We start from the raw sequence: 14,888 nt of genomic DNA, 5'->3' as shown, positions 1-14,888 counted from the left end.
CGGGCAGGTCACTACGGCCGGGCGGGCAGGGCCGCCCGCTGCTCGGGACGGGACGGCGGCAGGGCCGACAGGGCGGCCGTGAACCGTTCCAGGCGCGACGCGGCACCGATCCGGCGGCACAGTTCCGCACCCCGCGTCAGCAGGGAGCGGGCCTCGCCCGGCTCGCCGTCCCGCTCCCACGCGTCCGCCAGGCTGAGCAGGACCTCCAGCTCCAGCAGCGGGTCCTGAATGGCCCGCGCGTCGGCCCGCGCCTTCTCCAGCCGCTCCCGGCCCCGCGCCGTACGACCCGACCGGACGTCGACGGTGCCCAGTCCCAGCAGCGCCGCGCAGCTCCCGCTGCGGTCACCCAGCCGGTCGGTCACCTCCAGCGCCCGGCGGTAGTTCTCGTCCGCCGCCGCGAGATCACCCCGGGACAGCGCGAGGTCGCCGCGGGCCAGCCGTACCTGACCGGCACTGCGGCCCGCGAAGGACGCGGCCATGCGCTCCGCAGCGAGCAGCGACGTCTCCGCCTCGTCGGCGCGCCCCAGCTCCAGCAGGGTCTGCGCGGTCCAGCGCAGCACCTGCGCCTGCGCTTCGAGGTCGCCCGCCTCCTCCAGGACCGGCAGGCACAGCCGCCAGCTCTCCAGCGCCTCGGCGGTGCGTCCCTGGACCCGGTCGGCGCAGGCCGCCTTGCGCTGGGCGAGGGCGCGTCCGTGGTGCTCGCCCACCTCCCCGAACAGCTCCTGCGAGCGGCGCAGCAGCGGCAGGGCCACGTCGTACGCGCGACGCGTGAGGTGGAGGTCGCCGAGCCCCAGCAGCACGCTCGCCTCGCCCCGCTTGTTGCCCTGACGCCGCGTGGCGTCAAGCGAGACCTCGTGGGTGCGCTGCCAGTCGTCGAAGTGGAAGCGGATGCTGAACAGGCACCGGGACGTGGCGGCCAGATCCCAGGCGAGCTCGTCCTCGTCGTGCTCCGCGGCCTGGACGCACAGGGAGGTGATGGTCGTCCGGTCGGCCTCGTACCACGCGAGCGGGTCGGCGGCCACGCGCTCGACGATGTCCGCGTCGACGGGCGGCCGGACGCTGCGGCTGTGGATCACGGTGAAGTCGCCGCCGCAGACCTTCCGGTGCGCCAGACCGGCCAGGGCCAGCGTGGTCGCGGCGGTCCGCTGCAACGCCGCCGTGCGCGCCGCCTGCGGCTCGCCCTCCTCCAGGCACTCCACCGAGAAGAGCCGCACCAGGTCGTGCATGCGGTAGCGCGTCCGGTCGCTGCCGGGCGGCGAGACGACGTCGACGAGGCGGGCGTCCACCAGCTCTTCGAGCACTTCCTCGGCCTCGTCGACGGGGATGTCGAGGAGCGGTCCGCACACCCACTCGGCGAAGTCCCCGGCCTCGAGCAGGGCAAGCAGGCGGAACAGGCGACGCGCCTGCGGTTCGAGCCCCTGGTGCGACAGCTCGAGGCTGCTGCGGACCTCGAGGCCCTCGTGCGCGAGTTCGTCCAGGCGGCGGCGCTCGTCCGCGAGCCGCGCCGCGGCCTTCCGCAGCGACCAGTGCGGCTTCGACGCCAGTTTCGCCGCGACGATGTGCACGGCCAGCGGCAGCCGGCCGCAGTACTCGGCCAGGGCGGCGGCGGCCTCGGGCTCCGCGGACACGCGGTCGGCGCCGAGGATCCGGCCGAACAGCTGCCGGGCCTGGTCCTGTCCGAGGACGTCCAGTTCGAGGACCCGGGCGTGGGGCACGGACGTCAGGCGTACGCGGCTGGTGACCAGGACGGCGCAGCTTCCGGTGCCGGGGAGCAGCGGGCGCAGCTGGCCGGCGTCGCCCGCGTTGTCCAGCACCAGCAGGATCCGGCGTTTGGCCAGCAGGCTGCGGAACAGCGCGGACCGGTCGTCGAGCGAGTCCGGCACGGCCGGCCCGGCGACTCCCAGATCCCGCAGGAACCGCCCCAGGGCCTCGTGCGGAGACAGCGGGTTCCCGCTCATCCCGCCCAGGTTCACGTACAGCTGCCCGTCCGGGTAGACGTCGTGCAGTCGATGGGCGATGTGGACGGCGAGCGTCGTCTTCCCCGTGCCTCCGGGCCCGACGACGACGGCCACGGGAGCGGCCCGCACGTCCTCCGGCCGCGCCAGGTGCGCGACCGCCGTCTCGAGCTCCTCCTCCCGCCCCACGAATTCCGGCAGGTCCCCGGGAAGCTGCCGCAACGAGGGGACGCCGGGCTCCGGTCCGCCGGAAGGCGAAGCGCGGAAGGCGACCGGCGGCTTCCGCGACGTCTCCGGGCTCTCCGCCAGCACGACCTCGAGCATGTGCTGGAGGTCGCCTCCCGGGACCACGCCGAGTTCCTCGCGGAGGAGCTCGGCGGTGGAGTGGTAGAGCTCCAGGGCGTCGGCCCGGCGCCCGGACTCGAACAGCGCCCGCATGAGCTGGGCGCGTGGCCGCTCCAGCAGCGGGTGCTCCTCGACGAACGCCGACAGCCCGGCGATCACCTCCTCGTGCATGCCGAGGCCGAGCTGGATGTCGGAGCAGCTCTCGCGCAGCGCGATGTACTCCTCTTCGAGCCGCCGTGTCTCGGGCTGCCGGGCCTGGCTGCCCGGACCCGAGAGCACGGGCCCGCGCCAGAGCCTCAACCCCGCCTCCATCAGGGAAAGGGCCCGCTGGAGATCACCGGACTCGACGAACCCGCGCGCTTCGCGCTGGGCCGCGCGGAAGTCGACCACGTCCACCCGGACGCCGTGCGCGACGTCCAGCTCGTAACCGGGCCGCCGGGTGGTGATGATCTCCTGCGGGGCTCCCACCCGGCGCAGGGTGCCGCGCAGCGCGGACACGATCGAGGCGATCTGATTGGCCGGATCGGCGGGAAGCGCGTCCTCCCAGATGCAGTCGGCCAGATACGGGATGCCGACCTTCCTCCCGGCGTTGAGCGCGAGCGCCCCGAGCAGGGCGCGCTGCCGAGCGGCCGGCACTTCCAGGACGTGCCCGTCGACTCTCACTTCGAGCGGCCCCAGGATGCGAACGTCCAGGAGCCTCCGCTGCGGCGCGGTACTCATCGCCCTCCCCCGTGGGCTTGATCATTTACGAACTCCTCCACACGTACCACGCCCCACCACCACGCGCACCAGCGCGAACGCCGCTCCCCGCCCCCCGAACCCCGGACCCGATCCCGCCACTTGCGCCGCCCCGAGCACCGGGATCCCCCAGCACGATTGGCCGCGGAATCCGTCAGGTCGGGATGCCTTTGCGGCGCCACCACACCGCCGCACCGTCCCACCGCCGCACCGGGATCGGGATCGGCCGGGCAGCCGGACGTGCCCGGATGCCCTGGGCGTCCGCCCCGCCGCGGCCGTCACGTAAAGTGGGGCTCGGGCCGTGACTGGCGCTAGAGGTGGATCACCACCAGGGAGCGGTCCGGCGGACGCGCACACCCCGCGCGGCCGTGCCGCTGCCGTGCGCCTGGGCGATCAACCGGTCATCGACGACGCTCAGGAGTGGCCCATGTCCACCAGCACCGCACGCCTCATGGACGGCACCGCGCTCGCTCGCCGCACGGTCGAGGAGACCGCCGCGCGCGCCGCCGAGTTCACCCGCCGCACCGGCACCACGCCCTGCCTCGCCACCGTCCTCGTCGGCGCGGACCCCGCCTCCGTGACGTACGTCAAGATGAAGCAGAACCGCTGCGCGAAGGCCGGCATCCGCTCCCGGCACGTCGAACTGCCCGCCGAGACGACGACCGAGGAGCTCGTCGCGGCGATCACCGCGCTCTCCGAGGACCCCGACGTGCACGGCATCCTGCTCCAGCACCCGGTCGGCCCGCACATCGACGAGCGCGCCGCCTTCGAGGCCATCGCCCCGGAGAAGGACGTCGACGGCGTCACCATGGCCTCCTTCGCCGCCATGGGCTTCGGTCTCCCCGGATTCGTCTCCTGCACTCCGGGCGGCATCATGCGGCTGCTCGACGCGTACGACGTCGACCTCACCGGCAAGCGCGCCGTGGTCGTCGGCCGCAGCGCCATCCTCGGCAAGCCGGCCGGTCTGCTGCTCCTCGGCCGCGACGCGACCGTCACCTACTGCCACTCCCGCACCACCGACCTCTCCGCCGCCGTCCGCGAGGCCGACGTCCTGGTCGCCGCCGTCGGCAAGCCGAACTTCATCAAGGGCGAGGACATCAAGCCCGGCGCCGTCGTGATCGACGCGGGCTACAACCCCGGCAACGTCGGCGACGTCGACTTCGCCGGCGCCGCCGAGCGCGCCTCCCTCATCACGCCCGTCCCCGGCGGCGTCGGCCCGATGACCATCGCCGTCCTCCTCGCCCAGACCGTCGACGCGGCCGAGCGCCGGCTCGGTCTGTAGGCACGAGCGGGACCAGGAGCACCAGGAATGCGGTCCGCGGTGGAGTGGCCGGTGGAGCGGGTCGTCCGGGAGGCCGTGCGAGCGCTCGGGCGGGAGGCCGCCCACGCGCGGGTGCGGCACGGCTCCGGCGCCCTTCCCGCACGGCATCCCGGACCGGCGGGAATGTCACGGTTCTGTACGGGCGAGCCCCAACTCCCCGGTATCGCTCGCGACATGAACGACGACGGGTGACCCTGGTTCCCATGCTCCACCCGCCCACGGAATCATCGTCCCGCGACGCCCGGCCACCGCGACGGCCGGGCGCCGTCGTCCTGCCGCTCGCCGCGATCCTCGCCCTGTCCTTCGCCGTCACGGCACGCGGAGGCGCGGGCGACGGCGATCCGCACGCCATGCCCTCCGCCGCGGCCGCCGCCGGCCGCGGCGCGGCCGGCACGTCCTCGGGGACCACCGCCGGCCGGGCGGCCGGAGCGCCCTCCGGTACACCGTCCGCCTCGACCGGGCAGCGGCCCGCAGCCCAGGGCGAGAGCCCGTCGCCGCTTCCGCCGGAGTCGAAGCGACCGGACGCCCGACGGCCCGCCGAAGACGACCGGCGCGAGCCGACCGCCTCCCGTCGGCCGGCCTCCGCCCCGGCGGCCGCCGGCACCACGGCCCCCCGGCCGCGCGGCAGCGCGACCCGGCGCACGTCGCCGGCCCCCGCCCCCAGCCCGTACGCCGGACTGCGCGTCGGCGACTGCTTCGACATCGATCGCGACGCGCCCGGCACCGTCGTCCGCCGGACCTGCGACACGCCGCACGACGCCGAACTCGTGGCCCGGCTCCGCCTCGCCGGCGCGTACGCCGACAACGACGCCGTACGGGACGCGGCGGCCACCCTGTGCCGGGTACCTCTGCGGGTCAAGGCCGCGGAACAGCCGCTCGGCACCCGCTGGTCCACCTTCGTCCAGTACCCGTACCGCACCAGCTACCTGCTCGGCGAGACCACCGTGGCCTGCAGCCTGGCTGCCCCGACCGGGACGGCCAGGCTCACCGCGCCGCTGCGGTGACCGGCCGGGCGGGCCGCCGAAGCCCGTCGCCGTGGCGTGTCGCCCGTCAACGCCGCCGCCCTGGCAGCCGTGTCGCCGGGCCGCCGCCCGATGCCCGCCCTACGTCTCCGCCGTTGCCGCCGGCCCCGCCAGCGCCGCCGCCGGGTCCTGGTCGGCAGGGCCCGCCGGGACCCAGACGCCGTGTTCCTCGCGGTAGGGCCACCAGCGGCCGTCAGGGCCGAGGCGGAGCTGGGTGTCCGTGCCGACGACCGTCCAGCGGGCCGGGCCCGACGGGCGGAGGGCGGGGCGTTCGGACGCCTCCCAGGCCTCCGCCAGTCGGGTCTCGGCGCGCCGCAGGGCCTCCTGGGCCGGCTGCCACTCCTCCTCCAGGACGGCCAGGGCCGCCGGGCCGCCCAGACGCCACGCCCGCACCGCGAGGCCGAGCGCGGCACGCTCGCGCCCCGAACCCTCGGCGAGTCGCGCCGCGATCCACGGCGCCGGGGCGCCCGCGGCGAGCCGTACCGCGTCCTGCGAGGCCGTCAACGGCGGCTCGCCGAGCGGGACGACGCCGGTGAGCAGCATCCGGGCACGGGCCGCCGCGTCCGCCGCCAGGAACTCCAGGGCCGTCGGATCCAGCCCCGGCTCCGGGGCGGCCTCCGTGTCCAGCGACGGCGGCTCACCCAGGGCGGCGGGCGGCACGGGCGGGGCGGGCAGCGGTGGCAGGAAGTACCGGCTCGCGAAGGCCTCCTCCGCCGACACGCCCGAGCGCCGCCGTCCGGCGGCCGCCGCCACCTCCTCCGCGTCCTCCGGCGGCTTGGCCGGCCGTCCCGAGCTCCGCTCCTGCAATGCCTCGATCAGGGCCCGCTCCCCACGCCCGCGCATGAGCATCAGCACGAACGGATCCTCGTCGAGGAGCCGCGCCACCTGGTAGCACAGGGCCGTGGTGTGCGGGCAGTGGTCCCATGCCTCGCAGCCGCACTCCGGCTCCAGGTCACCGATGCCCGGCAGCAGTTCGATGCCGACCGCCGCCGCGTCCTCGACCAGGTGCGGCGGCATCTCACGGTCGAGCAGGGCCGCGATGTGCCCCGCGCTGCCGGCGGCCAGGCCGACCAGGCGGTCCCACTCCTCCTCCGACAGTTCCTGCAGCAGCACGTCACTGCGGTACGCGGTGCCGTCCCGGTCCTGCACCACCGCCGTGATCCGGCCCGGCCGCACCGACACCGCGCCGACCGCGCCGGACCGGGCGTGTCGCCGTCCCCGCTTCACCTGCCGGTCGTCGAGCGCCGTGTCCTCCAGCGCCTTGAGCCACGCCCGGCCCCACCAGGTACGGGCGAACGCCCCGCCCCGTACGGGCGGCAGTGCCGCGAAGGTCCGTTCCTCGCTGATCGTGTCGTCCTTTCTCGTCAAGGCTGAACCTCGGTTTCCGAAGCGGTTCCTGCCGCCGTTCGCGAGACCGCTCCGGCGACTGCTCTCACGATGGCCGCCGGGACCGCCGCCGGGGTCGTTCCCCAAGCCGTGCCCACGACCGCCCTTGTTTTTGTGGCCGGTCATCGCGTCTCGTCCTCCCCGCGCAGGCGGACCAGTTCGGCCAGCTCGGCGTCGGAGAGCTCCGTCAGGGCCGCCTCGCCGGTGCCGAGCACCGAGTCGGCGAGCGCTCGTTTGCGCTCCAGCATCTCCCCGATGCGGTCCTCGATCGTGCCCTCGGCGATCAGCCGGTGGACCTGCACCGGCTGGGTCTGCCCGATCCGGTACGCGCGGTCCGTCGCCTGCGCCTCCACCGCCGGGTTCCACCAGCGGTCGTAGTGCACCACGTGCCCGGCCCGCGTCAGATTGAGGCCCGTACCCGCCGCCTTCAAGGAGAGCAGGAAGACGGGCGCCTCACCGGCCTGGAAGCGGGCGACCATGGCCTCCCGCTCGGCGACCGGCGTACCGCCGTGCAGGAACTGGGTCGGCACGCCACGCGCCGCCAGATGCCGCTCCAGGAGGCGTGCCATTCCCACGTACTGGGTGAAGACGAGCACGCTCGCCTCCTCCGCCAGGATCGTGCCGAGGAGTTCGTCGAGCAGCTCCAGCTTGCCCGAACGCCCCTCGACGCGCGGCCGGTCCTCCCTGAGGTACTGCGCCGGGTGGTTGCAGATCTGCTTGAGTCCGGTGAGCAGCTTGACGACCAGACCGCGCCGCTCCATCCCGTCCGCCCCGGCGATCGCGGTCAGCGTCTCGCGCACCACCGCCTCGTAGAGCCCCGCCTGTTCCGCGGTGAGGGACACGGCGTGGTCGGTCTCCGTCTTCCGCGGCAGCTCGGGCGCGATGTCCGGATCCGACTTGCGCCGCCGCAGCAGGAACGGCCGGACGAGCGCGGCGAGTCGGGTCGCCGCGGCCGGATCGCCACCGCCCTCGACGGCGGAGGCGTAGCGCGTGCGGAACGCGCCGAGCCCGCCGAGCAGACCCGGAGTGGTCCAGTCGAGAATGGCCCACAGCTCGGAGAGGTTGTTCTCCACGGGCGTGCCGGTGAGCGCCACCCGAGCCCTGGCGCCGATTGTGCGCAGCGCGCGGGCGGTCGCCGAGTACGGGTTCTTGACGTGCTGCGCCTCGTCGGCGACGACCAGTCCCCACGGCCGGGCGGCGAGCCGCGCCGCGTCGAGCCGCATCGTGCCGTACGTGGTGAGGACGAAGCCGTCGTCGGCGAGCCCGTCCAGCGTGCGCACCGCGCCGTGGAAGCGTCGCACCGGCGTACCCGGGGCGAACTTCTCGATCTCCCGCTGCCAGTTGCCCATGAGCGAGGTGGGGCAGACCACCAGGGTCGGCCCGGCGGTGTCCGGGTCCGACTGCCGGTGCAGGTGGAGCGCGATGAGGGTGATCGTCTTGCCGAGACCCATGTCGTCGGCGAGGCAGCCGCCGAGCCCGAGTGAGGTCATCCGGTGCAGCCAGGCGAGGCCGCGCAGCTGGTAGTCGCGCAGCGTCGCCGCGAGCGCGGCGGGCTGCGCGATCTCCGGCTCGCGGTCTTCCACTCCGCCGCCTTCCGGAGCGTTGCCGTCGGGAGCGGAGCCGTCCGGGGCGGTCCCGGCAGCGGTTCCTCCCCGAGTGGCGCTCGCCGGATCGGTGCCCGGCGGAGTGGTGCTCTCCGGAGCGGTGAGCCGGGCGCGCAGCCGCTCCATCCAGCCGGACGCCCGGACCTTCACCTGGCGGCCGTCGACCTCGGTGGTGCCGCTCAGTACGGCGCCGAGCGCATCGATGGGGTTCAGCCGGCGGTCCTGCCGCGACCGGGCGCCGCGCACCTCCTCCGGATCGACGAGCACCCACTGGTCGCGGAGTCGCACCAGCGGCCGGCCGGCCTCGGCGAGCCGGTCGAGCTCCTCGCGGGTGAGCTCCTGGTCGCCGATCGCGTAGCGCCAGTTGAAGGCGAGCAGTCTGTCCGCCGAGAGGAACGACGGCAGTGCGTCACCCCGACCGTCCTGGGCCGCCGCGACGGACCCGTCCGGCTCCGAGGGCGGGCCGATCACGGCGGTGGTCGTGAGCCGGCGGGCGAGTTCGCGCGGCCAGTGGACACGGACGCCGGCGGCCGCGAGGGCGCGGCCGGCGGAGCCGAGGAGCTCGGCGACCTCCTCGTCGGCCAGGTCCACGGCGTCCGGCACGGCCGCCGTCAGCAGCGGGGACAGCGCGGGCCAGGCGCGCGCCGCCCGGCGCAGCGCGAGCAGCGCGTCCATCCGCGCCCGCGACCCGAACGCGCCGTCGGCCGCGCCGGGCGTGGGCGCCGTACCGGTCCAGAGATCCGCCGCGTCCGCGACGAGCGCGGGGTCGGCCACCGCGTGCAACTGCGGCACGACACGGAAGGAGGGCACCGAAGCCCCGTCGCCGAGCAGGTCGTTCACGGCTGAGGCTGAGGCTGAGGCTGAGGCTGAGGCTGAGGCTGACGCGGAGGCGGAGGGGAGGGCGGACGCGGAAAGGGAAGGAGATCCGGGCCCGGACGACGCGGACGTCACCTCGGCGGGCTCGGCTTCCCCGGCACGGTCGTTCCCCGACCCGGCGGTTGCGGTCGCCTGGGCGTTCCCCCGCCTCCCCGTCGTCCCCCGCCCCGTCACCAGTTCGACGCGCAGCGACAGTCGGACTCCCGCGTTGTGTCCGGCGGCCACGTCCGCCGCCCAGGCACGGTGCTCCGGCAGCGCACGCGGCGCGTGGTGCTCGTCGGCGGCGAAGGCCCGACCGCCCGCCGCGAGCGGCGCCGCCGGGGTCCGGGGGAGGACGTCGGCGACGGCGTCGGCGAACGCCCGGAGCAGTTCCTCCGGTTCGGGCAGCAAGAGGCCCTCGCCGTCGGCCTCGGCGGGTGGCAGGGGTACGGCGTGGGCCGACGGCGGCATGGAGGCCGCGAGGTCGCGCAGTGCCGCCACCTCCTCCGCCCCGAGCGGACCGACCCGCCAGGCGTCCAGGTCGCCCGCGGTGAGCCCCGGAAGGAGCAGACCCCGGGCCACCAGGTCGAGGGAGAACAGCGCGGCCGCGCCCCAGAACGCCGCCGACGGCGAGCGGTCCGCGGCGAAGCGCGCCCGTGCGAGGACGGGCAGGGCGTCCCGCACGGACAGCAGGAGCGCCGGTACGGTCCGCGGCCGGATGTCCTCGTCGACGACGTCGAGGACCGTCAGCGGGGTGAGCGCGCCGTCGTCGGCGGGAGGCGCCTCGTCGGACCAGAAGGCGACCCGCCCCGCGCGCGGTGGATCGGCGGGCAGGAACACGGCGGAGCAGCACGCGAGTTCGTCGGCGAGGGCCGTGGTGACGGTCGCCGTCGTGGCCGTGGAACCGAGCGTGGACGTGAGAGCGGACGCGCGCGCGTGACCGGCCGGCGGTGCGGGCGTGTCCCGGGGCGCGACCGGGTGCGAGGAGGAGGACGGGAGCGACTGCGGCGGAGACTGCGACAACACATTCCTCAAATTTGACTACTGGGTCGAGCGGCCGAGGGTACTCCACCGACCCGCCCTCCCGTACGCCCCGCGCCCGTGATCCCCGTCACGTCCTCCCGTCGGGGTGGGGCAGACCCCACCCCGGACCCGGGGCCGGCCCCACCCCCGGCCCCCGGGCCGGCCCCCGAGCGGGCCCGGGTGGTGACGCCATGGTCCGGACGCTCAGGGCTCCCTAGGTTTTTTCCAGGCCGGCGTGGTCCTCGCGACGGTCTTCCCCAGGCCCCTTCCACGGCCCCGCCACGGACCCCGGAGACCGCCATGCCTCAGGCCACAGCGACGATCGACGCCCCCGTATCGCCGCCCGCCGTGCCCGCACCGGGCTCCGCCCGCCGCCGTCGGCCCGCCGCGGGCGGCGGCAGTGAGTTCGCCCCGCTCCTGCGCACCGTCAAGGAGCAAGGCCTGCTCGAACGACGCACCGGCTGGTACGCCCGCGACATCGCCGCCAACCTTCTCGGCGTGGCCGCCGTGATCACCGCTCTCGCCCTGATCGGACCCTCCTGGTGGGCCCTTCCGCTGGCGCTGCCCCTCGCCCTCTTCTCCGCCCGCATGGCCTTCGTCGGCCACGACGCCGGCCACTCCCAGATCACCGACCGGCGCGGGCTCGGCCGCGCCGTCCAGCTCGTCCACGCCAACCTGCTGCTCGGCATGAGCCGCGAGTGGTGGAACGACAAGCACAACCGTCACCACGCCAACCCGAACCACCTCGACAAGGACCCCGACGTCGCCGCGGACGTCCTCGTCTTCGCCGCCCACCAGACCGCCGGCCGCACCGGACTGCGCCGCTGGCTCACCCGCCACCAGGCCTGGCTCTTCTTCCCGCTCACCACGCTCGAGGGCATCGCGCTCAAGGTGTACGGCGTCCAGGCCCTGCTCTCCCGGACCGGCCCCTGCCGCAGCCGTCGCGAGCGCCTCGTCGAAGGCGCCCTGCTCCTCGCTCACGTCGCCGGATACGCGGCCCTGCTGCTCACCCTGCTGACACCGGCCCAGGCCCTCGTCTTCGCCCTGCTCCACCAGATGCTGCTCGGCGTGCACCTCGGCATGGCCTTCGCGCCCAACCACAAGGGCATGGAGATGCCCGACGCCCACCCGGACGGCGACTCCTGGGGCCATCTGCGCCGTCAGGTGCTGACCTCCCGCAACATCCGGGGCGGCGCCCTCACCGACTGGTTCCTCGGCGGCCTCAACTACCAGGTCGAGCACCACCTCTTCCCCAGCATGCCGCGCCCGCACCTGCGGCTCGCCCAGCCCGCGGTCCGCGCCCACTGCCGGGCGCTCGGCATCCCGTACACCGAGACCGGCTTCGTCGACTCCTACCGCCAGGCGCTCGGCCACCTGCACGAGGTGGGCGCCCCGCTGCGCGGCGAGCCGACCGCGTAGGGCCTGCCGGCATGGGCCCGTCCGGCCGCAGATCCGTCAGCCGTTCGGCCCCCGTGCCGCCGGCCCTCGGGCGGCCTCCGAGCCGTCGGTCCCCGGGCCCCGGCGCCGTCGGTCACCAGGCCGCGGCGACGCCGCCTGCCGGCGGTCAGCTGGGCCGGACCGCCATCGCGTCCAGGGACTCGAGCAGCGCCGGCAGCTTCGGACCGCGGGTCACCGGAAGGACCTCGTGCGGCTCGTCGTCGAGCAGGACGAAGGCCATGTCGTCGGTCCGGGCCACCAGCGACCAGCCGGGACCGTCGGCCCGCAGCATCCGGGCCTCGCCGCCCGCGAAACCGGACCGCACGCGGCCGACGGGCGGCGCCTCGGCGACGTACTCGCCGAGCTCCTTCAACGCGCGGCGGACACCCTCGTACGGGTCGGACCCGGGCCCCTCGGACCCCCTCCCGCCCCCGGCACCGGCACCGTCCCTGGTCTCCCCGGAGCCGGTGCCGTCGGCGTCCTCGGCGCCGTCGTCCATCCGGGCACGCCACTCGTTCCACTGCAGCGCCACCATGTCCGCGCCCTGGCGTCGCTGCGCCGGCCCCCAGGCCGCGCCGTCCGGCGGTGCGAGCGGTGCCGGGGCGCCCTCCTCCGGTGCGGGGTCGTGGGGCGCCGGGAGTCCGGGCGCGGCGGTGGCGACGGCGAGCGGCCAGCCGGGCAGGGCGGACACGACGGACCGCTCGTCGGGGGACAGGTCGTACGCCATGCCGCAGTCCCAGGACGCGATGGCGACCGCGACGAGCGACACGTCGTCGACGACCACGGTCCAGCGGGCCCCCGTGCCGTCCTGTCCGAGCACCAGGCCGTAGCCCTCCGCGTAGGGCTCGAGGCGCAGGGCCGCGCAGGCCGCCGGGTAGTCGTCGCCGAGGACGCTGGGGAACTGCGCGGGTGTGAGCAGCGCCGCCGTCAGCACGTACAGCGAGTCGTCGTCGCCGGGCGCGCCGGCGTCGGCCGCGCCGGTCGCGGTGGGTTCCGTTCCGCCCACGTCAGCCTCCCCATCTGGTCGTCGGCGCACCCTAACCAGTGAGTAACCTGTCCGTCGAGAGCCGGAGCCCTCCTGATCGCCGGCCCGCGGAACGGCCGGAGGCGGCGGTGCTGGGGCGAGGGCGGGGCTCGGTGCCGCACGGGGTCACGGCGTACGGCGTACGGCCAGGGCCAGGAAGCGGTCCTCCTCGTCGGTGTAGGAGACCAGGTCCCACCCGGAACGGGCCAGCAGGGGGCGCAGGTTGGGCTCGGCCCGTAGGTCCTCGTCGGTGATCCGGCGGCCGTGCCGGGCGGCGAGTGCGGCCCGGCCGATCGGGTGGAAGAGCGCGAGCCGGCCGCCCGGCCGGACGACCCGGGCCAGTTCGCGCAGCCCCCGCTCCGGGTCGGCGAGGTGGGAGACGAGCCCCGCTCCGAAGACGGCGTCGAGCGCGCCGGCGCGCAGCGGCAGCCCGGCGACGTCGGCCAGGATCAGGCTCCCGATCCGGTCACGGCCGGCCTTCACCGCCTCGGCGAGCATCTCGGGCGTCAGGTCGATCCCGACGACGGTGCCCGTGGGGCCGACCGCGTCCCGCAGCGGCGGCAGGGCGCGACCGGTGCCGCAGCCCGCGTCGAGCACCGCGTCGCCCGGGCGCAGGCCGATCTCGGCGACCGCGGCGGCGTAGGCGGGCCCGTCGTCGGGAAACCTGCGGTCCCAGTCGGCGGCGCGAACGCCGAAGAACTCCCGTACATGCGTGGGGTCATCGCTCATGTGACCCATGATCTCTCAGGGGCGCGTCACCCACAGGGGGGAGATTTCCGCCCGTCGCGCCCCGAACTTCCCCTGTGTGAGTGAACGATCGGTGCGCATGTTCGAGACGGTCCTGATCGTTCGGAAACATCTCTCTGTCATATTCCATCAGCTTTCGAAATGCGCCCCGGGTGCGCCCCCAGGCGCGCACTAGCGTCCCTGGGTCATGGGACACCTGGACCACGCCGCCTATGGCTGGCTGACACCTGTGCTGTCGTACGCGATGGCCTGCATCGGCGCCGCCCTCGGACTGCGCTGCACGGTACGCGCCCTCGACGCGACCGGCCGCTCGCGGCGCAACTGGCTCCTCACCGCCGCCTCGGCGATCGGCACCGGCATCTGGACGATGCACTTCGTCGCGATGCTGGGCTTCGGCGTCACCGGCACCGACATCCGCTACGACGTTCCCCTCACCCTCCTCAGCCTGGTCGTCGCCATGGCCGTCGTGGGCGTCGGCGTCTTCGCCGTCGGATACGGACGCGACCGGGTCCGATCACTCCTGGCCGGCGGCCTGACCACCGGCGTCGGGGTGGCGAGCATGCACTACCTGGGCATGGCGGCACTGCGGCTGCACGGACAGGTGCGGTACGACCCGCTGCTCGTGGTGCTCTCCGTCGTCATCGCGGTCGTGGCCGCCACCGCCGCACTCTGGGCGGCCCTCAACATCCACGCGCCGGCGGCGGTGGCGCTCGCCTCCCTCGTCATGGGCGCGGCGGTGAGCAGCATGCACTACACCGGCATGTTCGCCGTACGGGTCGAGGTGTCGCCGTCCTCGGCGGGCCTCCCGGGCGCCACCACCATGCAGTTCATCTTCCCGCTCGCCGTCGGCCTCGGCTCCTATCTCTTCATCACCGCGGCCTTCGTCGCCCTGTCGCCGAGCGCTCGCGAGCGAGCCGCGTACGCCTCCGCCGAGCGCCTGACCGAGCCCGACGAACGCGCCGTGGACGTGGCACCGCCCGGCTACCGCCCGGCGGCGGAGCCGGGCCCTCCCGAGCGCTCCTCACCGGCCTGCGCCCGTCACTCGGGCCCGGTCCACGGCCCGGCCGATCCCCACCGCCGTCACGACGCCCGGACCTGAACCGCCGCCGGTGCCGCCCGTCCCCGCGGCCCGCCGCCCGGTGGTCTCGCTCCCGGCGCCTGTCTCCGGCGGCTCGTCCACAGGACCCGTGCCGACGACCCTCCCGTGGCTCTCCGCGGGGGCGCCGCCCTCGGCGGTCCGGCCCTGAGGCAGAAGGCGCGGCCCGCGCCGACCGGAGCGCCGCCGCGTGACCAGCGGGCCGTACACCCCCAGCACCACCGGACCCCGCCGCTCCACGGGTCCGTGAACGAAGGAACGAGGAGGCCATGCGAACTCCCCGCAGGACCCCGGACACCGGGTCCCCCGCCCAGCCGCCCGCGGCGGCCCGCGGG

General features: G+C 75.2%; 9 protein-coding genes and 1 riboswitch. Of the genes, 4 read left to right on the top strand and 5 right to left on the bottom strand.

Annotated elements, in window-relative coordinates:
• Positions 1-11: 11 nt before the first annotated feature.
• A complete protein-coding gene (locus tag ESG85_RS36530) occupies positions 12-3,020 on the bottom strand; it encodes an AfsR/SARP family transcriptional regulator (protein ID WP_128976068.1) in 3,009 nt (1,002 codons plus the stop codon).
• A 309-nt stretch (positions 3,021-3,329) separates the two neighbouring features.
• Positions 3,330-3,436: riboswitch (ZMP/ZTP riboswitch) on the top strand.
• A gap of 29 nt (positions 3,437-3,465) precedes the next feature.
• Here ESG85_RS36530 and ESG85_RS00920 point away from each other — a divergent pair.
• Positions 3,466-4,320, top strand: coding sequence for a bifunctional 5,10-methylenetetrahydrofolate dehydrogenase/5,10-methenyltetrahydrofolate cyclohydrolase (locus ESG85_RS00920; RefSeq protein WP_128976067.1), 855 nt, complete (start codon positions 3,466-3,468; stop codon positions 4,318-4,320).
• A gap of 242 nt (positions 4,321-4,562) precedes the next feature.
• Positions 4,563-5,363: a hypothetical protein gene (locus tag ESG85_RS00915; RefSeq protein WP_128976066.1), complete on the top strand. Its 801-nt coding sequence runs from the start codon at positions 4,563-4,565 to the stop codon at positions 5,361-5,363.
• A 99-nt stretch (positions 5,364-5,462) separates the two neighbouring features.
• On the opposite strand, the gene ESG85_RS00910 is transcribed toward ESG85_RS00915, so the two are convergent.
• Together ESG85_RS00910 and ESG85_RS35590 are read right to left on the bottom strand one after the other, a co-directional pair.
• Complete coding sequence (locus ESG85_RS00910; protein ID WP_425471131.1) at positions 5,463-6,893, bottom strand: SWIM zinc finger family protein; 1,431 nt, start codon at positions 6,891-6,893, stop codon at positions 5,463-5,465.
• Positions 6,890-10,252, bottom strand: coding sequence for a DEAD/DEAH box helicase (locus ESG85_RS35590; protein ID WP_425471130.1), 3,363 nt, complete (start codon positions 10,250-10,252; stop codon positions 6,890-6,892). The genes ESG85_RS00910 and ESG85_RS35590 overlap by 4 nt, the downstream gene beginning before the upstream one ends.
• 297 nt (positions 10,253-10,549) lie before the next feature.
• On the opposite strand from ESG85_RS35590, the gene ESG85_RS00895 reads away from it, so the two are divergent.
• A complete protein-coding gene (locus tag ESG85_RS00895) occupies positions 10,550-11,668 on the top strand; it encodes a fatty acid desaturase family protein (RefSeq protein ID WP_128976064.1) in 1,119 nt (372 codons plus the stop codon).
• 145 nt (positions 11,669-11,813) lie between these two features.
• Here the strand turns inward: ESG85_RS00895 and ESG85_RS00890 are convergent, their stop codons facing one another.
• Entirely contained in the window at positions 11,814-12,692 is an 879-nt protein-coding gene (locus ESG85_RS00890) for a hypothetical protein (RefSeq protein WP_128976063.1), read from the bottom strand.
• A gap of 144 nt (positions 12,693-12,836) precedes the next feature.
• Positions 12,837-13,439 (bottom strand): class I SAM-dependent methyltransferase, encoded by a 603-nt coding sequence (locus ESG85_RS00885; protein WP_128976062.1) that lies wholly within the window; start codon positions 13,437-13,439, stop codon positions 12,837-12,839.
• A 205-nt stretch (positions 13,440-13,644) separates the two neighbouring features.
• Between ESG85_RS00885 and ESG85_RS00880 the strand changes: the two genes are divergently transcribed.
• Entirely contained in the window at positions 13,645-14,556 is a 912-nt protein-coding gene (locus ESG85_RS00880) for an MHYT domain-containing protein (RefSeq protein ID WP_246094749.1), read from the top strand.
• The last annotated feature ends 332 nt before the right edge of the window (positions 14,557-14,888 follow it).

Source organism: Streptomyces roseicoloratus (assembly GCF_004117935.1).
In the GTDB taxonomy this organism is placed as follows: Bacteria; Actinomycetota; Actinomycetes; order Streptomycetales; family Streptomycetaceae; genus Streptomyces; species Streptomyces roseicoloratus.
This window is presented reverse-complemented; position numbering and strand designations above follow the sequence as displayed.

Bases quoted from the DNA above. Each gene is read 5' to 3' on its own strand.
- ESG85_RS36530 (WP_128976068.1), bottom strand. From the start codon at position 3,020: ATGAGTACCGCGCCGCAGCGGAGGCTCCTGGACGTTCGCATCCTGGGG.
- ESG85_RS00920 (WP_128976067.1), top strand. From the start codon at position 3,466: ATGTCCACCAGCACCGCACGCCTCATGGACGGCACCGCGCTCGCTCGC.
- ESG85_RS00915 (WP_128976066.1), top strand. From the start codon at position 4,563: ATGCTCCACCCGCCCACGGAATCATCGTCCCGCGACGCCCGGCCACCG.
- ESG85_RS00910 (WP_425471131.1), bottom strand. From the start codon at position 6,893: ATGACCGGCCACAAAAACAAGGGCGGTCGTGGGCACGGCTTGGGGAAC.
- ESG85_RS00895 (WP_128976064.1), top strand. From the start codon at position 10,550: ATGCCTCAGGCCACAGCGACGATCGACGCCCCCGTATCGCCGCCCGCC.
- ESG85_RS00885 (WP_128976062.1), bottom strand. From the start codon at position 13,439: ATGAGCGATGACCCCACGCATGTACGGGAGTTCTTCGGCGTTCGCGCC.
- ESG85_RS00880 (WP_246094749.1), top strand. From the start codon at position 13,645: ATGGGACACCTGGACCACGCCGCCTATGGCTGGCTGACACCTGTGCTG.